Consider the following 22,149-nt stretch of genomic DNA (forward strand, 5'->3'; position numbering starts at 1 on the left):
CATTCATTCGAACCGTTTATTCGTTTCGGATGTCTTGTGAAATGCAGGTAATTAGTCAGGCTGCGAAATTAGAAAATTATGGAAAGCCCGGACTAGAATAAGAATACAAACTGGGAAGCGGGCGAGAAAATTTAATATTTCTTTTTCTTTCCTGGTGGCAGGGGGATTTAGGCAGGCGGAAGAAGGATCTCCTTTGTGTGGTTTGATTACCTTTAGCCATCGAAAAAATCATGATGAGAATTATGCGTCCTGTTTCTGTTGTCCAATTATTCCTAGTGTTATCCCTTTCGGGCGTCACTTTTGCCTGCCATTCTACTAATAAAAGTAGTAAACCGGTTCCGGCGGTAGAAGGAACCGATTCCTGCCAATCGAACCCGGAGCATACCTACGAGGTTTTTGTTCCTGCCCGTTCGTCAGCGGATACTCGTTTACCACTGTTGGTTGCCATCGATCCGCATGGCTCGGGACAAACGGCAATGGAACATTTGAAGGAAGCGGCCACAACTTATCCGGCTGTGTTGGTGGCTTCCAATCTCATTCAGAATGACGACCCGCACTACATGGAGGAGATGCAGCAATTGATTGCCGATGTGCAAAAACGTTTCCCGGTAGGGAAAGAAATTTACCTGGCTGGTTTCTCCGGAGGGGCGCGAATGATGTTGGGGTACGCGGCGAATCATCCGGTTGACGGGGTAATGGCCTGTGGTGCTTTCGCCAGTCCGGACCAACTGACGACTATAAGCTGCCCTGTTATGGGACTCATTGGGATGGATGATTTCAATTTCCCGGAGATGGTTCAGTATATTCTCAAGCCGGATTTGACACCTTCCAACGTCCATATCGAGCTGACGGAAGCGTCGCATGCCTGGCCGGATAAAAGCCGGTTAACAAACGTGTTTGGCTGGTTCCGGTTGTCGGCTCAATCCGGAAAAAAAGACAATAAGCAGCAGATTCGGCCGTACGTTAAAGCACAGCAGGTACGAATCGATTCCTTGGCCGGAGCAGGAGCCCTGTTGCAGGCTGCCTGTATCTCCCGCAACATGGCATCGGTGAAAGCTTTTGACAATGCTGGTTCGTTCGATACCCTGACAAACGAACTGGCCCGCCGGCCTGCCTACCGGGAACAAATGTCGCAGTTAACAGCCAGCCTGCAGTTTGAATTCAACCGGCGGCAGCTGTTCCTTCAATCTTTGTTTTCGAAAGACGAAAACTGGTGGAAGAAGGAGATTTCGGCTTTGCACGAAAAAATGGCTACAGAACCGAATACGATGCAGCGCATGGCCTACAAGCGTCTGGGGGGCTTCCTCGGCATTGTTTGTTACTCGTATGCCAAACAGTTGGCCGCGCAGAAAGATATTCCTCACCTCGAGAAAATACTGACGATATACCGCCTGGCGGAACCGGATAATAAAGATATGCAGCACTACACCGAAGTGCTTAAAAGTATAGAGAAGAAATGATTTCGTGTGGCGGACTTTTCGTGATTTAAGGTAGTGTTGATGATAATTTTGCACTTAACACACGAATGTTGATTTCCTTAGCTGGCGAACAAGCAAAAGAAAAATAATGATTGATTTTTGGCTGATTAGACACGGTGAGACGGTAGAGAATGCGCAAGGAATTTGCCAGGGACAAACTCCCGGAACCCTCAGCGAAGAAGGAATGATGCAGGCCAGAGCTTTGGCTGAATATTTAAAGAATGAAGAGTTCGATGTGATATATTCCAGCGATCTGCGACGGACGATGAAGACGACGGAAATAGTTCTTCAATTTCATCCCGGAGAAGAGATTATTTCCGAGCCGCTTTTACGGGAACGTTACCTGGCGGATTGGCAGGGAAAGCCGTTTCCTAAAAACTGGAAAGAGATGGATTTGCCGGAAGAAGCTGAAACCTCTGAAGATTTGATTATGCGGGCCAATGCTTTTCTTTCCCTGCTAAAGGAAAAGCACGAAGGACAGAAGGTGTTTGCGATGAGCCACGGAGGTTTAATCCGCGCTTTTTGGACAGTGCTGCACAATCTCGACAATGGTTCTTACTCCCGTTGGGATGCGCCGGAGAACACCAGCATTAGTCGTTTCGGGTTAAACGAGGACGGTTCGGTTAATGAACTGGTTCGCAACCTTGCCGAACATTTGGAAACCGTACCGGTGAGCAGCAAAGCCAAAAATAAAAACGACTGGCAGTTATAAAAAAGAATCAGCCGACAGAAAGGGTGTCTATCGGCTGACTTTGTTTGAATAAACGATGCTTTTCTATTCGACTTTTCTATTGAAAACGTCTTTGTCAATCACTGATTCATCGCCAAGATAGTTCCAGTTAATTCCATTGACATATTCGGTGAATATTTTTTGCATTTGCGGCAATGTCACTGCATCAATGTGGTCGATAAAGTGAGTTGTCATATCTATGGAACCTTTTATTTTGGCAACTCCCAACGAGTAGGCCGTGTTGTAGGTCGATTGTTTTCCCATGAAATAGTAAGTAGTATACTCACTTTTCGAATTTCTCAAATCGACGTCGGTAAAGCCGTCGTTTTTCAAAGTATCCATTTCGTTCACCATTACGGTTACCGCTTCATTCGGTTTGGTTGTTGTGACATATACTGCAGAATAGGGAATAAAACCAGTGGAAGAGAAAGCTTGCGGAGCATACGACAGATTGCGTTTGGTCCTTACTTCTTCGAATAGTTTATTCCTCAGGATATTGAAAGCTAACCGGAAAGCATAGCTATCGGGAGAGGTAAAGGCTGGTGCGCCCAGCATTCCCTGGATGTAATTGGTCGACAATTTCCGGCTTTCGGTATGCAGCGAGTTGGTATCGATGGTGGTTGCAATGGCTGCAGGCATTGGCTTAACCGGAGTTGATGGCAAGTTGCCGAAATCCTTCTCGACCATTTTCCTGATGTCCTGTTCTTTAAGGTTTCCTACAACAACCAGTACCATTCGGTTGGTATTTAGCAGTTTGTTGTAATAGTTTTTAACATCATCCTGTGTGAAAGCGTTCATTGTTTCAACCGTTCCGGGAACCTGGTAGGCGTAGCGTGTACCCTGAAATGTATTTTTCATACACATATCAGACAGTGTATTATCCGGATTGCTTTTCCTGTTTTGAATACCGGCAATCAGCTTTTGCTTCAATAAGCCCAGTTCTTTTTGCTCGAATACGGGATGATTGACAGCTTCCGAAAACAACTTCCATCCCTCTGAAAAATAGGGTTTAACGCATTCCATGCTAATGGCTCCGTAGTCATATCTTGCTGAACCGTTTACACTAACACCGTATTTGTCGGCCATATTCTTAAAGGCATCTTTTGCGTATTTCTGTGTGCCACAATCCGAAGTAGCAGCCAGGGTTAACGCCCCTATTCCTTGCTGTTTTTCATCATAGTTTGCAGTTCCTCCTTTGAAGAACATAATCGCTGCAACGGTTTGTTTCGACGACGGCATAAAAACAACCTTCAAGCCATTTACCGTCATTTCTTTTACCGAATTTCCGGCCTGTACCCCCAGTGATAAGGACACAAGCAACATAACGAATATATATTTTTGAATTTTCATAGTGTTTTAATTTTGATAATGGCAATTGTGATTATTTCTTCCAAAAAGTCGCAGGATGCAACAGGGCTTCCGATTTGGTATTAATCAGCAATCCGGCAGCGTAGGGCTTGTCTTTAATGTATTTGTCGACATAATTAATCAGATCCTGTTTGGTCACTTTCTTGATGTTCGGGATGTAATTGTAGTAATAGTCCAAAGAGGCTGAACACCAGAAATAAGCCATCGTATGCGACAGATCGGAAGTTACATCCGACTCTTGAAGATGGTTAATTTCGAGCTGACGTTTGGCGTTTTCCAATTGCTGATCCGTAATATAGTCGGGCGAGTCCCACATGGAAATTTGTTTTTTCACTGCTTCGGCGCAGGCGGCTACTTTCGTTGGATTAGGAACGACGATAGCACTAATCGGTCCGGTATGTTTTAGTGTTTGGTAACCAACATTTGCCTGCAGGGCCAATCCGCTATCGACCAGCATTTTTTGAAATTTACTTGAGTTTTGACTCAGGATAGTAGAGAAAACATCGGCCACATACGTGTCATGCACATCGCGACGGGTATCGGGTCCCTGCCATTCTAACATCATGATAGGAACACGTGCGTAGGGTGATGTAACCACAAAATAGTTGGTGGAATCAAGCGGTTGGAATTCGGGGATGGGCCATTTCTTAAACGGGTCAAAACCTGAGGGTTTCCAACTGGAGAAAATATCTTTAACTTTAGCGAACACCTCTTTGTGGTTGACATCTCCGCTAACGATTAGCATGGAATTATTGGGCCAGTAATATTTATGCTGAATGGTATGCATTTTTTCAGGTGTAGCAGTCCTGATGATGTGATGGATACCGATGGGATTTTTACGAGAATATAAATCCCCCCACAGTACATGCTTCATTGAATCGGATAACAAAAAGAAGGGATTTGATTCGAGCCGCTGAAACTCGCCATCGACAACAATATTTTCTTTTTTGATTTCTTTCGGAAGAAACAGGGGATAACGGATGGCGGAATTCATGAAGTGTAAACCTTGCGTCCATTTGCTCTTGGGAAGGGTGAAGAAGTAATTTACCCGCTCGTTTCCGGTTGTGCCGTTGAAAACAATACCGAGCTCATGAACTTTGGCCATAAAGGCTTCCTGGCTGGGATAGTCTTTATTGGCTTTAAAAAACATGTGCTCGTACAGGTGGCTTAATCCGTTGAACTCGGGCGGTTCGGTGTAGGAGCCGTTTTTGGTTGTGATTTCAACGGTAGCTAATGGCACGCTGTGGTCTTCAATAACCAGTACTTCCAATCCGTTGGAAAGTTTAGTCGTGTAAAAATTAGATGGTTTTTGAGCCTTTGCAACTGATAGCACCAGGAAGAAGCTCAAAATTAATAATGCTTTTTTCTTCATTTTATAGGTATTTTATGTAAACTATTCAAACCTTATGAAAGATAAGATTAACGTATAAGCGCAGGCTGGTGTGCTAGATAGCTATGCTTTGGTCGAATTGGAAATAAAGCTACCGTTTTTTCTTTTAACAACAAAAGGGGCGTGTTATTTTTAGGACATAGCAGCCTCTTATAAATCGATATTGCAGAATTTAAATAAGGCTAATTGTTGATAGCATAAGCGACAAACATCTTATTATGTTATGCTATTTATTCGTATCTCAGACTTTCTACCGGATTTTGTGTTGAGGCTTTGTAGGTTTGGTAACCAGTGGTAACCACAACAATGACAAGAATGATTAGAACCGAGAAGAGCGGTATCCAGGGTTGCAGCGCGATTTTAAAAGCTCCGGGAAATATGTTGTAAATAAGATAAGCTCCCGGCCAGGCGATTAAAATCGATATCCCCAAAAGGATAAAAAACTCTTTATTCAAGGCGTAGAAGATTTGGGAAACGGAACTTCCATTAATCTTCCGGATGCCGATTTCCTTTTTACGGCGAAGAGTGGTGAATGATACCAAACCAAGTAATCCAATAGTCGCAATCGCGATGTTGAAGAACGTGAAAACCAGGGTTGAATTTCTAATTACATGGTATATTTTGAAGGTTGACTCGTTTTTGAAGGCGTTGTCGATATCATGGAATTCAAACGGGTCGTTTGGAAAAGACCGTTTGAATTCGTTGACCAGGATTTGTTTTGCTTTGTCACGGTTTCCGTTTGTATAACGGAAGGCAAAGACCCAGTCACCCGACATCTTGCCCGAAGTTAATATAAGTGCAACGGGTTCTACTCCGTTGTGCATATCCTTGAAGATATAATTCTTTACGACACCGACTACAGTCCATTGGCCGTTGTGAATGCGTTTTCCAATCGGGTCGCTCCAGCCAAAGCACTTCAGGGCTGTTTCGTTGATGAGGCAACTATGATCGATATCGGAAGGAAATTCCCGGGAGAAGTCCCGTCCTTCAATAATCGGAATTTTCATGTTCCTGACAAAATCGTAAGTAACCCAATTGGGACGGTAACTAATTTTCTCATCGGGAGCTGCTCCTTCCCAGTTGGTCATGCCGCCGCCCAAATTGACAAAGGGCAGTGTTTTTGACATAGAAGCATTGATGATTTCGGGATGCTGTAGCAGTCGGTTCCGCAAGTCTTCGAAGTTTAGGTCGTTCACCGATGATGTGAGTCGTGCATATAACAGATTGTTTTTGTCGAATCCAAGGTTTTTGTTCGTCATATAATGGATCTGTGCGGTAAAAAACAAACCAATGCATATAAGGAAAATGGTAATGGCAAACTGGAAAGTGACCAGTATCTTTCGGATGCTAAAGTTCTCTTTCCCAACTTTAAAGTACTCACCGCTGAATAGTGAGACGATTTTGTGCGACGACATGAACAAAGCCGGATATGCGCCTGAAAGCAAACCTATAACTACAGAAACGAGAATGAACAGGAGCATAATTTTCCAGTCTTGAATAAGGGCGAAATGGAGATGGGTATGTACAATGCTATTATAAAAAGGAAGAGCTTGTTGCGTAATGATAAAGGCCAGCACAATTGAAGTGGTCGTCAACACAAGTGTTTCACCGAGGAATTGGAACACCAGGGAGCACCGGTTGCCGCCGTTGATTTTTTTTACGGCAATCTCTTTGCCTCGCGTTGATGCCTGGGCAATGGTCAGGTTCATATAATTAAACGCCGACATGAGAAGAATGAAGAAGCCAATCAGTCCAAACAAGGATAGGACGATAAAATAATCGTTCCGATTGTTAAAGCTGAGGTGGATCTTCGATAGCGGACAAAGTTGTAGCTCCTCGTATTCAAGGCCTTTAAATGCCGCGAGGCTGTTTCTTATTTTCGGCTCTGTCTGTCTGTAATCGACTCCCGGCTTGAGTAGGGCATAGCACATGCAGTCACCCGTCCAACGATCGTCACGTCCGATGTTGACCGTCCGTTTCAACGTGGAAAAAGAGATAATATAAGATGGCCGCAGACTGGAATTGAAAGGAAGATCGGTATATACTCCGGTTACTTTCGCATCGAATTTCTTTTCAACGGTCACTGATTTTCCAAGGGCTTTTTCTCCTTTAAACAATTTATCGGCCAATTTTTGTGAGAGCACAATGGAAAAAGGAGCGTTGAGGGCTCCTTTTGGGGAACCTTCTATAAAGTGATAGGTGAAAACATCAAAGAAGTTGGAATCGGCACAAATACCCGTTTCGTCATAAAACTGGTTTTCCCTGTCGGCTGAGAGAAACTTTCCGGAATTTTCACGAAGGATTGTGACCCGCTCAAACTCCGGATATTTTTCCAAAAGGGAAGCCGTGACTGCATAAGTGTGGGGCGATATATCGTTCCCATCCATGGCGAATGCGGTCCTGGAGTAATGCCGCTGCACCCTGTAAATTCGGTTGTACTTATCATTGGTTTTGTCCCAGCTCAGTTCGTAGCGAATAAACAGGAATACGATGATAAAGGCAGTGAAGCCAAGTGTAAGTCCGAGAACGTTGATGAGTGTGAATGTTTTATTTCGCCAGAGATTGCGAAGAGATATTTTCCAGTTGAGCCCGTTCATTTGAATGCAGATTAATCAGGTTAAGATCGGTTTGATAAAGCATCTACAATCACAATTCAATTAATATGCCGTACGATTTAGTTAGTTTATTTTCAGAGATTTGTTTATTGCTTTTGTTGGGGGCTGTGTATGATAATCAGACGATTACTATCTTATTTTTTGACAGATTTTGCTATTCATTTCGCAATGCTTCTACCGGATTTCGGGCAGCTGCTTTCCAGCTTTGCCAACTAACGGTGAGCAAGGCAACTCCAATGGCCAGTATTCCGGCTAACGCGAAAATCCACCAACTCAGACTGGTTTTGTAAGCAAAGTTCTCGAGCCATTTATTCATGGCGAACCAGGCAACCGGCGTGGCAATGACAAAGGCAATGGCTACCCATTTCACAAAATCTTTGTTGAGCATCGTCATCACTTCCGATATTTTGGCCCCGTTCACTTTACGGATGCCGATTTCCTTGGTTCGGGCAATGGCAATAAACCAGGCCATGGCAAACAGATTGATGGTACTGATGAGAATGGCCACCAGAACAAACGCCTGCAGCATTTTGAGTAGTTGATATTCCTTGAAAAACTGTTGATTGTAAAAATCATTCAGTATCAGGTATTCGAACGGATAATTCGGGAATGTAGCCTGAAATTTCTTCCGTATAAACGGGATGACAGAAGCTATATTGGCCTGCTTGAGCTTCACAAAATAGTTGCCCCATATCATGTTCTTCGTCCAGTCGAAAAGAATCATCGGACCGGGATGTTCACGCATATTCTGGAAATTGAAATCTGAACAAACACCCCTGATTTTCAATTCGATATTTTGCAGGGCACTCTCGTCCGTTAGTTTTAGAACTCTGCCCACTGCTTCCTGCGGATTCTTATAACCTAAAAAGTTGAGGCACGATTGATTGATGATGCAACCTTCGTCGACATTTTCGGCGTGTGGCTCAAAATCGTTTCCGGCTAAAAGTTTGATGTCGAAAAGTTTGAGATAGTTGACACCGGCCACCAGAACCGCTGCTTTTCCTGACCGTTCGGTTCCTTTTTCCGCAAAGCTGAAGTTAAAGGCAGCTGTTTCTCCCGGCATCCGGTTACTTTGTGTAATACCTGATATGCTGGGATTCCGTAAAAGGTCTTGTTCGAAAGCATCCAGATTGTTGATGCGTTGTGAGGTTCGAAGGAAGTTTTGAGGAACTTTAACGGCGATGGTGTTTTCGAGGTTGAATCCCTTGTTTTTTTCTTTCAGGAAGTTCACCTGTTTGTTGATGCCGATAATCCCAGTGATAATGACCATGACAATGGCAAATTGACCAACGACAAACAATTGCCGGAAGGAAATACCGGGCATCAGCGGTTTGTATTTGAGTTTAAACAGATCGAGACTGCTGAATCGTCCTATCAGGTAACCGGGAATAATGCCGTTAACAATCATGCTTATTAAGAGGATGCTTCCCAAACCAAACCAGAATAACCGATTGTGCAGTGAGAAATCGAGCGTGATGCCAAACTGGTTTTGGATAAATGGTAGAAGTAATATGCAGATCAGGAAAGCAACTGCTGTTGCTATCGAATGAATGACGAGCGAATCGGTCAACGATTGCCCAATGAGTGTTTTCCGGTTGGCACCAAAAACCTTTTTCAATCCGGTTGCTGAGGCATGATTGAGCGCCCGGGTAAAAGAAAAATGAATGTAATTGAGTCCGACCGCCAATACAATCAGCAAGCTGATGATGAGCAGAATGTACAGGTAATCGGCTCGGGCGTTGGTTTGCAGCTCTTGTTTCAGATGTGAGTTCAGATGAATATCTTTCAACGGCTGCAAATGGTACACATGCAACTGGTTATTTTTCTCGAAATAATCCTTTTTATGCGCCATCGCCAGTTGGTTCATCTTCTGCTCCAAAGCTTGCAAGTCAGTCCCTAGATGTACTTTCAGGTAAGTGTAAAAATCGGTTTCTCCCCACGGTGCTTTCATGGGAGGAGGAAGATGCATCTGGTCGTGAAACGACAGCAGCATATCGGGATGAAAGTGCGCCTGCCGGGGAATATCCTTGTAAACACCGACCACCTGGTATTCAAAAGCCGGATATTTGGTAATGGTTTTGCCAACCGGATTCTCGTTGCCGAAATACTTTCTGGCTGTCGATTCCGATAGAAGAACCGTATAGGGAGCAGTCAAAACCCGGGAGCCATCACCCTGTAGCAGCTGAAAAGAGAAGATATTCAGCAGGCCCGGCGAAGCAAAATAGACTTTGGTATCCTTGAAAATATTCTCACCGATTTTGTATTGCGGATTATTGGTTTGAGCCAGAAATCCGGTTTCGGTAACTTCCGGGTACGTTTTTTTCAATGAACTTCCCATATCCCGTTCACATTCGGGGATGGAAATCTGAAGTTTGCCATCGGAATATAAATCGGTAGTAATACGATAAATATTTCCGGCATAGGGAAATACCCGGTCGTATTGCTGTTCGTAGGATACGTATCCGGAAACCAGGATGAAGGTGACCAATCCGACCGACATGGAAATGAGAAGAAGGAGAGTGGGCCTCAGGTTGTGTCTGAGTGTCCGGATGGTCATATGGAAATGATACAGGATATTCATTGATCAAGCGTTAGGTTAGTTTGCTTCCGGACTAATCTCTAGGTTTTTGAACCATCCCTCTGAATTATTGCCAACCCAAAAGGCAATCCATCCTTTTTCCCGTGTACTGATTTGATTAACTACTAATGAAGGTTTAGATGAATGGTTGACATAAACTTTCACTTCCGGATAGGCAACCTGAATCGTTGCATGAAACCATTCATCCGGCTCGGGTACAGGCGTAACATTATTTTCATATTCTCCCGGATGCTCGCTTCTGAGTTTATACCAGCCGTATTGTGGGGCAGAAATGTACTGCACTGAATGTGTGTTTCTTTCCGGATTTCTGAAATTAAATGGACGGAAGTAAACGGCATCGAATGTGCTGTCATTTACGCCATGAAAAGCCAGACCAACAAAACTTTGCCCCGGAACATTTTTCCCTTTGATATCCACTTCGATGGTGCCGTTTTGAAATTCAACACCATTCAGAATGAGCAAACCATCTCCCGGTTTCGCATCCATGTGCACATTTCCGTTATAAGAGATTCCGTGGTTAAACGCTGACCATTTCTGGTTGTCCTGAACTGTCGACAAATCAGGGACAATTACTTTTGCTTGCTGTGCTTCTGCCGAAAACAGGACGCTGAACAGAAGTGCAATCAGTAAAAAAAATCTGTTAGTCTTCATGGTTTTTCACGTTTTGTCAGGTTATGGAATTGATTATTCGGTTGTATGCATATTACGGATTAATTGTCAGATTATTCATATCGCAAAGCATCGATTGGATTTCGGGTCGCAGCCCGGTAAGAATGCCAGCTTACTGTCAGCAAAGCAATAACCAGAGCCAGGAATCCGGCTAAGACAAAAATCCACCAACTTAAGCTGGTTCGGTAGGCAAAGTCTTCCAGCCATAAATTCATGCCATACCAGGCAACAGGCGTCGCAATTACAAAAGCTACGGCCACCCATTTGACGAAATCTTTGTTCAGCATGGCCATTACTTCCGAAACTTTGGCACCGTTCACTTTACGGATGCCGATTTCTTTAGACCGTTGTTCGGCAGCAAAGGTGGCGAGACCGAATAGTCCCAGGCACGATATAAAGATTCCAAGGCCTGCGAAATAACGAGACAAGGAAGATACTCGTTGGTCTGAGACATAAAGTGCCTGATAGGCTGCATCCATAAATTGGAAATCGAACGGGTATCCGTGATTAAAATCGTCATAAAGTTTTTTAAGCGAGGCAAGAGTCTGTTTTTCTCTCGCGTGGTCAATCCGGACCATCACATTTAATGTTTTGCCCGGGTCCAGCCGAATAATTGCCGGGGCGATCGCACTATGTAGTGATTGGAAATTAAAGTTCTTGACAACACCAATAACTTGTTTTTCCTGCCCCCAGAATTGAATTGTCTGGCCAATGGGATGCTTAAGACCCATTACTTTTACCGCCGCTTCGTTCAGTATTATCTTATTTGCTTCGTCTCCGTATTTATCTGAAAAACTACGCCCCTCCTTCATTTGAATTTTCATTGTTTCAAGTAAATGATAATCCACTGGAATTGCTTCGAACCGTATATCGGTGTTGGGATCTTTCCCCTCCCAGCCGACTCCGTACGTTGTTGAAAAACTTCCCAGTAAGTTTCCACCCATTGTGGACGCATCGATGACTCCCGGTATTTTTCGGATTTCGGATAGAAAGGCTTCCTGTTTCTGAGCTATATTTCCTTCTTTGCTGAAGAATAAGACATTGTCTTTCTGGTAGCCAAGATTTTTATTCCTGACAAATTCAATTTGTTTATAGGTAACCAACATGACAACAATGAGAATGACCGATATACTAAATTGAAAGACAACAAGTCCTTTGCGAGCCAAAAGCTCGTTGAAAGATTTCGAAGATTCTCCTTTCAGAATATTTAAAATATTGAATCCGGACAGATACAACGCGGGATAAATACCAGATAACATACCGGTTATCAGACTAAAAATAAAGACTGGCAGGATAAAACCAGCATGAAAACTCAGGCTTAGGTGTTTTCCGGTAATCTGGTTGAATTGAGGCAGGAATAGGGCAACCAGGGCGAATGAAAGAAATAATGCCAGTACTGATATGGCAACGGCTTCACCCATGAATTGCAGTACCAATGCTCTTCGCTTGCTGCCCATTACTTTTTTTATACCAACTTCCTTAAATCTGCGGGAAGCCTGAGCGGTGGACAGATTCATGAAATTGATTCCGGCGATGAGCAGAATAAACAGTGCGACGATCAAGAAAAGCCTTATGTACTCTATTTTTCCGCCGGATTGTATTCCGTTTTCGTATTTCCCGTGAAGGTATTCGCTGGAATATCGAACGGCAAACAGGACATCGGTTGAGCCTGCTATTTTGGTTTTCATAAAACCGGCAAGCTTGTGATTGAATTGGTCCACATTCGTGCCCTTATGCAAAAGGAGGAATGTAAGCGGAGCATTGTTACCCCACTGAATGCCCCGGCCTATTTCTTTCGAAAGTGAAAGCCAGGCTTCGAACGGTAGTACAAAATCAAATTGCGTTGAGGAATTTTTGGGTATTCCGTTGAAAATACCTGAGACCACAACTTCTTTTTTGAAATTGAGCAATTGCCAGGTAACGGTTCTTCCTATGACATTCTCCGTTGTGTTGAACAAAGCCATGGCGAGTTTTTTCGAAATGACAATTGCATTTTTATCTGTCAGAACCTGTCCAGCGTTTCCTTGTACTAAACCGTAGGAGAACATTTTGAAAAAATCTTTTCCCGCAAATTGTCCGGCTGCTTTTATAATATCATCTCCTCCGGTTGAAAGGGCGAATTTTCCAAAAAAAGATGATGGAGTAACGGCGGCAGCCATTTCTACCTCCGGCATTTCTTCTGCCAGGGTTCTGGCTAGCATGTCGGGTGTCCATCCTTGTGTGATGATCTGGTCTCCTGATTGTTGGTTTTGCAGTACCTGGTAAAGTTGCTGATCGTTTTTATGGAATTTATCGACACTCAGTTCATCTTTCACCCATATGGAAATCAGGATAACACAGGCAAAAGCAACCGAAAGTCCAGCCATATTGATGAAGAAAGAACCCTTTTGTCTTTTAAAATTTCGAAGTATCAGTCGTATCTGGTATCGTATCATGATTCGCAAATTTGAATGTGAGCGATTACAATTTTCGTTTCTTTATTTTTATTCATATCGCAAAGCCTCAATTGGATTTTGGGTCGCAGCCCGGTACGAATGCCAGCTTACTGTCAGTAGGGCTATCATCAGAGCCAGTAATCCAGCAAAGGCAAAAATCCACCAACTTAAGCTGGTTCGGTAGGCAAAGTCTTCCAGCCATAAATTCATAGTATACCAGGCAACAGGCGTTGCAATAATAAAAGCAACGCCTACCCACTTGATGAAATCTTTGTTCAGCATAGCCATTACCTCTGAAACTTTGGCGCCATTGACTTTACGGATACCGATTTCTTTGGTTCGTCGTTCAGCAGCAAAGATGGCCAGTCCCAGCATACCCATACACGAAATAACGATGGCCAGTAGTGCGAAGATGCTCATGGTTTGTGCCAGCCGTTCTTCGGATTTGTACATGGAATTGAACCAGTCGTCGTAGAACTCATATTTGTAAGGATAGCCTGGCATAACTTTTTGCCAGGTTTTGTGAATAAACTTCATGGTTTCACCAATGTGGTTAGCAGACAGCCGGATACTAATTGCATTTGCGTACCCTTTGGAAGCTAGAATGATAAATGCTGGCCCGATAGGTTTTCGCATGGAACTGTAGTGGAAATCATTGACAACACCGATGATGTCATAGCCTCCGTAGTTGTTAAAACGCTTGTTATCCAGGTTTGTGAATCCGAAATGTTTATACCCTGCTTCATTGATAAGACAAACTTTACCAAAATCGCTAGTCTGCGGGACTCTTCCTTTGATGATGTGGAGCCCCAGGGTTTTGATGAATGAACTGTCGGCCATGATGGTGGGGACAGACTCGTTTTTATATCCGAGGTCTAACCGGATATCTCCCGGGACTCCCTGGCTTACACTCGCATTTTTGATGTAAGGCGACTTTTTCAGTTCGCTCGCGAGGACCGACGTTTTATTCATGTCCTGGTCCTTCAGCCAGGGAATGTCGAGGCGTAACAGTTGTTCCTGATTGAATCCCAAATCCTGATGTTTGACGTATTGAATCTGGCGCCGAACAATGAGCACCGAAACGATCAGTATCACCGAGATGGCAAATTGAAACACGGTCAACGACTGACGCAGGTAATTTTTCTTTCCGGAGATGAATGTTGTGCCACTTAAGATCTTTACCGGATTAATACCTGATAAAACAATTCCGGGACCGATGCCACTCACTAATCCTAAAATCAGAATGGAAAAGAGAAGAACAATGGAATTCGGGAAGTGATACAGAATGTTGAAATCAAGTTTCGTGTTGAAGGCAATTTCATACATCGGAAGCATGAACCGCAACAGGAGTGCCCCAATAAGAAACGCGGTAAGACTTATCAGCGTCGATTCGGCTACCATCTGACCGATGATCTGTTTCCTACTGGCTCCAATGGTTTTGCGGATTCCGCTTTCTTTGGTTCGTTTGGCCTGCTGTGCAACCGTGAGGTTGATGTAGTTGATAACGGCCAGAATGAGAATGATAAGACCAATGGCGGCAAACAGTTGCAACAATTTGGCATTCCCTTTCCGGTTCGACCCACCGGTGGTTGGATCATGCAGATAAATATCCTTCAGTGGCAGGAATCCGGCTTTTTCAACATACGGTTTTAGCAATTCTTTGTGCGCATTGATTTTCGCGATGAGTTGCTCCGGCTTTTCATTCTTCTTCAGTTGCACATAGATTTCAAAAGGCCATCGGTACGTACTCAAATCGTCTGAGTTTCCTATAGCTTGCTTGAACTTAAAATTATCGTTCTGAGCATTCAGGATAAAGTTGGCCGTGAAACTGGAATTGGCTGGAAAATCCTTGATGACAGCACTGACGGTTACCGGATAGATGTCATAAACCTCCAGTTCCTTTCCCAATGCATTTTGGTTCCCGAAAAGCTTTTTAGCTGTACGTTCTGTGATGACTACCGAATTTTTATCCTGAAAAGGAGTAGTGGTTTGCTGGGCAAGAACCGGAACGGAAAACATATTGAAGAACTGCGGATCAACCGACATGGCCCCCGCATGCAAATAAACTCCTTCCTTTCCGTATTTTATTTCAACCGAGTTATTGTAACAGTCTACGTAGCACGCATGTTTAACTTCCGGGAAATGCTGAAGAAGAATGTCTTTTACCCGGTAGTCGATTTCGCTGGAATTCTTTTTTGCATCGGTGAGCCGGATGATTTGGCGGTAGTTTTTGTTGTAGCGATCGTATGAATTTTCTTTTAACAGAAAAAGAGTGATAGCCAGACTAACAGAAATAGCAAATGCAAATCCGGCCACATTGATCAATGTGAATTTCGGATTGGTTCGCATGTTCCGCAAAGCCGTTTTTATATAGTATCCAATCATTTCATAGTTCTATTTGAGGTCGTTATCATTTTGCTAAATCAAATGAGAAAGATTGTTCATTTCTCATTTCTAATTGTCCATTATTTTTATTCATACCGCAACGCATCTATCGGGTTGCGGGTTGCAGCCTTGTATGATTGCCAGCTGACCGTGAGCAGAGCAATAGCGAAGGATAATATCCCGGCAAGGGCAAATATCCACCAACTGAGTCCGGTTCGGTAAGCAAAATTCTCCAGCCATAAATTCATGACATACCAGGCAATCGGTGTAGCTACAATAAAAGCAATGGCTACCCATTTGGCGAAATCCTTGTTCAGTAAAGTCATTACCTCCGAGATATTAGCGCCGTTTACCTTTCGGATACCAATTTCTTTGGTTTTGCTGATGATGGTAAAGAGACTGATGGCATACAAACCGACCGCCGCAATGGCTATCGAAAGGATGGACAGAATGAGTAATAGCTTTTTTGCCTGCTGATCTCTGCCATACTGACTAGCCAGGACAGCGTTGTGAAATTCATATTGAAGAGGTTGACTAATGTTGTACTTTTTCCATTGCTTCTGCAGGATAGCAATCACATCGGATAGTTCATTTGTCCGGTATTTGACAAAGATATGTCCGTTGTTTTCTGTTCTCAGCATTATCAAGGGCTGAATCTTGTGATAGAGCGAACGATAGTTGAAGTCGCTAATAATTCCGATGATACGAAACCGGGAATTATTCATTAACAGTTCTTTCCCGATTAGAGAACCTTTTTTTCTGTATTCGTTAGCAGCGGTTTGGTTTAAGATGACGGCCTTATCGTCAGTAGGGTGATTCGTATCGAAAAAACGTCCTTGATTCATCTTCAAACCAAATGTTTTCAGGAACTCATCGTCTACCTGCATGGCGCTAGTGTGTACAAAATTATCTTCGTTTTGCGTCTCGAAGTATGCACTAGTCATGCCTGGGTCATCTTTCCCGAAATTGACATCGCTGGTGGTAACATCCTTTATGGCGGCATAGGTTTTCAGGTCGTTGATAAAGCTTTTGCGGTTGGCATCTTTCATGCCGTACAGATTGAACATGAGAACGTTGTTGCCATCATATCCCCGGTTTTTATTCACCATGTAGCTAATCTGCTTTTGCACAATGATGGAGCTGAGAATGATCAGAGCTGACAGTGCAAATTGCAGGAAAACAAAACTGTTCTTGACGGTAAAGCGGTGGTGACTATTTTTTTCATCCTTTAAGAGATTGAGCACCTTTCTTTTGGATACATAGTAGATGGGCAAAATATTTGTTAGCATGTTAAATAGCAACAACGCGAGGAAAGTAAGCAGGAATATCTTTATCAATAAAATCGGCGAAATTTCAACACTCAGATTCAGATAATGAGCCAGTGGTTTTCCGCCCACTTCATAGAGTAAGATAGCCAGAAAAAATCCAATCGTCCAGAAAATCAATGATTCATACAGGAACTGTGAGGCAATTTGTCCGCTAAAAGCACCTGTCGTTTTCCGAATGCCAATCTCTTTCAGGCGAGTGGATAAATTGGCAATGGTGAGATTCGTGAAATTAATAGATGAAATTAGCAAGACCAGTAAGGCCAGAATGATGGCCCCGTATACATATGTTTTACTGGCTGTAACAGCCGGGTCGAATTTGTGATTGCTGAAATGAATGGCTGTTAGCGGTTCCACCAAATAAAAGAGATAAAGCGAATCATTCGCCTTCATATCATCCCATGTTTTCGCTTTGTCTCCATCAATTTCAGGCATGCTGTGCGTGTAGACGGTTTTGGTTAGTTGAAAGCTCAACTTATCAACATCGGGGTTTGCTGTATTTGTTTTGATGTAGGTATAGTATGATTGAGAACCTAGATCCTGTTTTTCAGGTTGGGATTTTTCAATGGACTGAACAACCTGATATTGCAAGTGAAAGTTTTTGGGAAAATCCTTGAATACACCTGTAATTACACAGTCTTCGTCCATCAACTTGACCACTTTATCCAATGCGGCATCGGCATTGCCAAATAATTTAATGGCCAAACTTTCGGATATCGCAATATCATTTTTCGAGCCAAACAGATTAGAAGATGCTTTTTTAACCGGAAGATGAAAAAATGAGAAGAAATTCGGATCAGCAAAGAGCAACGGACCGCCTTTGATTATCTCGTCGTGGTAATGGATATCGGCATTTCTGTCAGGTCGGAGCCTCGTTGCCTCAGTAACTTCCGGAATGTCATGAACCACAGTTTCTGCCATGGCGGCACTGGTTACCGCATAATCAGCCTCATCTCCGTTGAGGTTTCCTTTCATGTAAATGCGGAAAATCTTGTCCTTGTCGGGAACAAATTTGTCGAAACTGGTTTCGTAATAGACGTAACCGGCAGCGAACAAAATCACTGCAAAGGAGATGCTGATTCCGAAAAGTTTGGCAAATGATAATGCACTGTTTTTTCGCGCATTCCGAAGGGCCATTTTGATATTGGAAAGGTTGAGCATTTGATTTCTTATTATGATTTCTTTCAGCTATTTGTATCGTGTTGATTCGGTCTGATTTTGTCGCTGCCTTTCAGTTTTATCTTTAATTTAGTCCTGAAACTGCACATTGACGTTTCCACCGGACGCATGCATGTAAACGGGGATTCCGCCACCGTTCATCGTTCCTTTTACCCGGTCTTTTTCTGATGTGCCGGAAAAGTTATGCAGGTCGATGTGCACTCTGTCTGATTTCAAATCCAGATCCATACCCAACTTGTCTCCATTTTGAATCGTTGCGTCAACTCCACCGCCACTGGATGCCAGGTAAAGTTTCTTACTTAAATTACTGATGTTAACATGTACAGAACCTCCGCTGGATGTAGCTCTTATAGCTCCGGTTTCACCAGTGACAGTTACACCGCCTCCGCTACTACTGGCATCCACATCTCCGTGCACATTCTTCAGGCGTACACCTCCGCCGGAACTGCGTGCATAAACACTTCCGTGACCTTCATCCAGAGTTACACCGCCTCCGCTGGAGCTTAAGCGAACATCACCATTCTGATTGATAGCCTGAACACCTCCGCCGGAAGAACTTGCCTTTGTGGCTCCGGTAACGTTTTCTATTCGTATTCCACCTCCGCTGCTTGCCAGGTCATGGGTCCCATCTACATCTGATATTTTTAATCCACCGCCGCTGGACGCTACATTGCAGGACATTTCTTTCGGCACGATGATCTCTAGAGAAATGCCGACGTTGTTCCAAAATTTGAAATTTCGTTTGCGCTCAACGTTTGCCGTGATGACCGAACCATTTTTCTGTATATCCAGATTGAAATCTTTCAGAACATCAGCGAGTGACGGATCTGTAGGTGATAATACCTTCCCGTTTTTCCGGACAAATGCCTCCACAATCACTTTGTTTTGGTCGGTTCCTTCGACGACAATCCCTCCACCGGAAGATTGGGAATTCAATGTTCCCGGTTGATTCATATCAAAGGTTTTGATTATTGTTGGAGTGCCCTTTTGAGCAAATCCGTTGCACGAAAGCAATGTTGCCATCATGACAACTAGTGTGTACTTTTTAAATTTGATTTGAGTTTTCATGATCATATTTTTAGGTTCTCATTAAAGTTACTCATATCTCAGCGCTTCTACGGGGTTTTTGGTCGCCGCTTTCCAGCTTTGCCAGCCGTTTATAATTAATAATCAATAATTAGTAATTGACTGTTACGTGCATGACTTTACAATCGAATACAGTAATCTGAGTATTTCATTGAGGTCATTCCTGGTCGAATTAAATGACTCTACTTTCAGGTAATCAGTATCTTTTAATAATCTTAACCAATAATCAGTTTCGCGGGCTTCTTTATAGGCAATGCTCATTTTAGCCCTGAAGTCAGCTTTAGAGATACCACCAATCGCTTCTTCTATATTTGCTCCAATAGAAGTCCCACTCCTCAGAATTTGCTTACTCAGAACAAATTCCTCCTTTTTAGAGGACAAATGCTGGTACATTTTGACAATCCTGACAGCAAAATTGTACGACTTGGTTAATACTACATTCTCATTTTCACTCATTGTTCATTACTAATTATTAATTACTAATTATTCATATCTCAGCGCTTCCACCGGATTACGTGTCGCCGCTTTCCAGCTTTGCCAGCTGACGGTGAGCAGGGCAATTCCCAATGCCAGTATTCCCGCTAAGGCAAAAATCCACCAGCTTAAAGTGGTTTTGTAGGCAAAATTCTCCAGCCATTTGTTCATGGCTAACCAGGCAATGGGTGTGGCAATTGCAAAGGCGATCCCCACCCACTTAATGAAATCTTTGTTGAGCATGGTCATCACTTCGGAAACTTTGGCACCGTTTACTTTGCGGATACCGATCTCCTTGGTACGTTGAAGGACTGATAATACAGTCAGCGTGAAAAGCCCCGTACAGGCAATGAGAATGGCCATTATGGCAAACAGGTTCAATGTACCGGCCAGGTTTTGTTCCGGTCGGTATAAGGTTTTGATCTGGTCGTCGACGAATTTGAACTCCAGCGGATATTCCGGAACAAATTTATCCCACACCGTTCTGATGTCAGATAAAACAGCAGGATCAGATGGATTTATCCGGACGATAATCTCATTCAGGTAGAACGGGTTCATCTGGTAAAATATGGGTGTAATACCCGAACGCAACGAACGGAAATTATAATCCCGAACAACACCAATGATGGGTCCCTTAAATCCCCATACTTCAAATTCTTTACCGATGGGATTGGTGATGCCCATTGCTTTCACTGCACTTTGATTTAAAATGTAAGCACTTTTATGGGTATCGAAACTGGTAACATCAGAAGGGAAACTGGGGCTGAAACTTCGTCCCTCCACGATTTCAACTCCCAGAGTTTTGAAATAATCATAGGATACCGAGGCCCAATTCATCTCTACTTTCTGATCTTTGGTTCTTCCTTCCCAGCTGGGAGCATCTTCATCTGTTTCCACTGAAGCGGGTGAAGAGAACGCCATCGTTACATTTTTAATCCCCGGATACTTCTTTAACTCACCCGCAAATACATCAAACTTGTCGCTGTAGATTCCTTCACCGATGTGCATGTTGAGCGGTATGGTTAACAGTTCGTTTTTTGCATATCCGGTCTTTTTGTTCTCCAGGTAGTTCGTTTGTTTATGGATGGAAAAAGTACTGATAAGCAATATGATACTTAGTAGGAACTGGCCAATAACAAGTAAATTGATCAGCTTGAATTTCCCTGGTATGAAGATGCCCTGGTTCCTGAAAATACTGGCGGGTTTCTGTGAAGCCAGAATAAAGGATGGATAGATGGCCGGTAATAAAGACGCAAGAAATACAGTAATCAGGAGAATAATGCTGAGCTTCCAATCGAAAAGATTAATGTTGGGTAAGAGAGGAAAAACTTTTGTCAGGTAACCGCGATAGAACACAAACAGGAGGATTGCCGCACTAAGACTGAGAAACATCATGGCCGAAACTTCCTGCAGATGTTCTTTGAACAGAGTTGTTCTTGAGGCGCCGCAAACCTTTTTGATAGAAGTGTCAGTACTTCGCTGACTCATGGTGCCGATGTACAGAAACAGAAAATTCGCCGCAGAAATGACGAGAATGATAATCGCAACAGCGACTAATATGTACAGATACTTCACATTGGCCTGAGGCGTTGATTCCCATGCTGTCCTATGGTCGACATGGATGGATGTTAACGGTTGCAGTAGTAGTTCGTTTTTGTTGCTTGGGATGAATTTTGAAATAAGATTCTTCGCTTTTGCAGAGAATTCATGCACCTTGGTGTTGTCAGCCAGGCGGACAAAAGTGAATATATCACTTTCGTATTTCCAGCTTGGTTCGACCCATATCTGGGTCAGTTGAGATATCTTTTTTAGTGGCAATACGATGTTCCCCCGGAAGTTCGAATTGGTTTTGAAATCGTCGTAAACACCGGTGACTGTGAATTCATTATTCCCGCCGATTAGTAAGTGCTGCCCAATCGGATTTTTATTGCCAAAGTATTTTTTAGCAGCAGTTTTTGATAATACGACTGCATCGGGTGTTTGAAGGCATTGCTCCCTGTCTCCTTTCACCATGGGAAATGAAAACAGGCTGAAAAAGTCAGGATCAGCAAAAATGGCCTGGTTTTCATTGAATTTATTTTCACCGGCAGAGCAAGCCAGATATCCGTAGAAAAAACCGATTCGGGTGGTTGCTTTTACCTCCGGGAAGTTGGATTTTAATGCTTCCGCTAATGGTGCATAGGTATAGGAGTTTAAATGTTCGCCGTCTTTCTCAATAACCTGGTAGATTTCCTGAGAATGCGGGTTTTCGGAATCGTAATTAAATTCCTGATGCACATAGCCAAGAATGATGCCGGCAGAGACAAGTCCCAAAGCCATCCCTAATACGTTGATTAGTGAGAGTTTCAGATTCCTGGCGATCGATCGGTAAATAAGAACCAATTTTTTCATGATCTGTGCATTTTGTTTGTTTAGT

General features: G+C 43.3%; 13 protein-coding genes. 2 read left to right on the forward strand and 11 right to left on the reverse strand.

The features are described 5' to 3' along the window. The first annotated feature begins 230 nt into the window (after positions 1-230). Positions 231-1,460 (forward strand): hypothetical protein, encoded by a 1,230-nt coding sequence (locus GJU87_RS04920; RefSeq protein WP_153638483.1) that lies wholly within the window; start codon positions 231-233, stop codon positions 1,458-1,460. Between the two features lie 106 nt (positions 1,461-1,566). Further along, complete coding sequence (locus tag GJU87_RS04925) at positions 1,567-2,190, forward strand: histidine phosphatase family protein (RefSeq protein WP_153638484.1); 624 nt, start codon at positions 1,567-1,569, stop codon at positions 2,188-2,190. A 63-nt stretch (positions 2,191-2,253) separates the two neighbouring features. Here the strand turns inward: GJU87_RS04925 and GJU87_RS04930 are convergent, their stop codons facing one another. The 11 genes from GJU87_RS04930 to GJU87_RS04980 form a co-directional block, all read right to left on the reverse strand. Continuing rightward, on the reverse strand, positions 2,254-3,558 hold the full coding sequence (locus tag GJU87_RS04930; protein WP_153638485.1) for a pitrilysin family protein: 1,305 nt from the start codon (positions 3,556-3,558) through the stop codon (positions 2,254-2,256). Positions 3,559-3,589: 31 nt separating this feature from the next. After that, positions 3,590-4,948 carry a pitrilysin family protein gene (locus GJU87_RS04935; protein ID WP_153638486.1) on the reverse strand — a complete coding sequence of 453 codons (1,359 nt, stop codon included), beginning with the start codon at positions 4,946-4,948 and terminating at the stop codon, positions 3,590-3,592. 248 nt (positions 4,949-5,196) lie between these two features. Continuing rightward, complete coding sequence (locus GJU87_RS04940) at positions 5,197-7,563, reverse strand: ABC transporter permease (RefSeq protein WP_153638487.1); 2,367 nt, start codon at positions 7,561-7,563, stop codon at positions 5,197-5,199. 172 nt (positions 7,564-7,735) lie between these two features. After that, positions 7,736-10,162 (reverse strand): ABC transporter permease, encoded by a 2,427-nt coding sequence (locus tag GJU87_RS04945; protein WP_153638488.1) that lies wholly within the window; start codon positions 10,160-10,162, stop codon positions 7,736-7,738. A gap of 15 nt (positions 10,163-10,177) precedes the next feature. Continuing rightward, a complete protein-coding gene (locus tag GJU87_RS04950; protein ID WP_153638489.1) occupies positions 10,178-10,831 on the reverse strand; it encodes a family 16 glycoside hydrolase in 654 nt (217 codons plus the stop codon). 71 nt (positions 10,832-10,902) lie between these two features. Beyond that, entirely contained in the window at positions 10,903-13,284 is a 2,382-nt protein-coding gene (locus tag GJU87_RS04955; RefSeq protein ID WP_153638490.1) for an ABC transporter permease, read from the reverse strand. 48 nt (positions 13,285-13,332) lie between these two features. After that, positions 13,333-15,669 (reverse strand): FtsX-like permease family protein, encoded by a 2,337-nt coding sequence (locus tag GJU87_RS04960; RefSeq protein ID WP_153638491.1) that lies wholly within the window; start codon positions 15,667-15,669, stop codon positions 13,333-13,335. A gap of 86 nt (positions 15,670-15,755) precedes the next feature. Further along, positions 15,756-18,155, reverse strand: a complete 2,400-nt coding sequence (locus GJU87_RS04965; RefSeq protein WP_153638492.1) for an ABC transporter permease — start codon at positions 18,153-18,155, stop codon at positions 15,756-15,758. Between the two features lie 87 nt (positions 18,156-18,242). Beyond that, positions 18,243-19,241 carry a DUF4097 family beta strand repeat-containing protein gene (locus tag GJU87_RS04970; RefSeq protein ID WP_153638493.1) on the reverse strand — a complete coding sequence of 333 codons (999 nt, stop codon included), beginning with the start codon at positions 19,239-19,241 and terminating at the stop codon, positions 18,243-18,245. A 123-nt stretch (positions 19,242-19,364) separates the two neighbouring features. Further along, a complete protein-coding gene (locus tag GJU87_RS04975; RefSeq protein WP_153638494.1) occupies positions 19,365-19,715 on the reverse strand; it encodes a four helix bundle protein in 351 nt (116 codons plus the stop codon). Between the two features lie 27 nt (positions 19,716-19,742). Continuing rightward, positions 19,743-22,124 carry an ABC transporter permease gene (locus tag GJU87_RS04980; protein WP_153638495.1) on the reverse strand — a complete coding sequence of 794 codons (2,382 nt, stop codon included), beginning with the start codon at positions 22,122-22,124 and terminating at the stop codon, positions 19,743-19,745. Between the last annotated feature and the right edge of the window lie 25 nt (positions 22,125-22,149).

Source organism: Prolixibacter sp. NT017, from assembly GCF_009617875.1.
Lineage (GTDB): Bacteria > Bacteroidota > Bacteroidia > Bacteroidales > Prolixibacteraceae > Prolixibacter.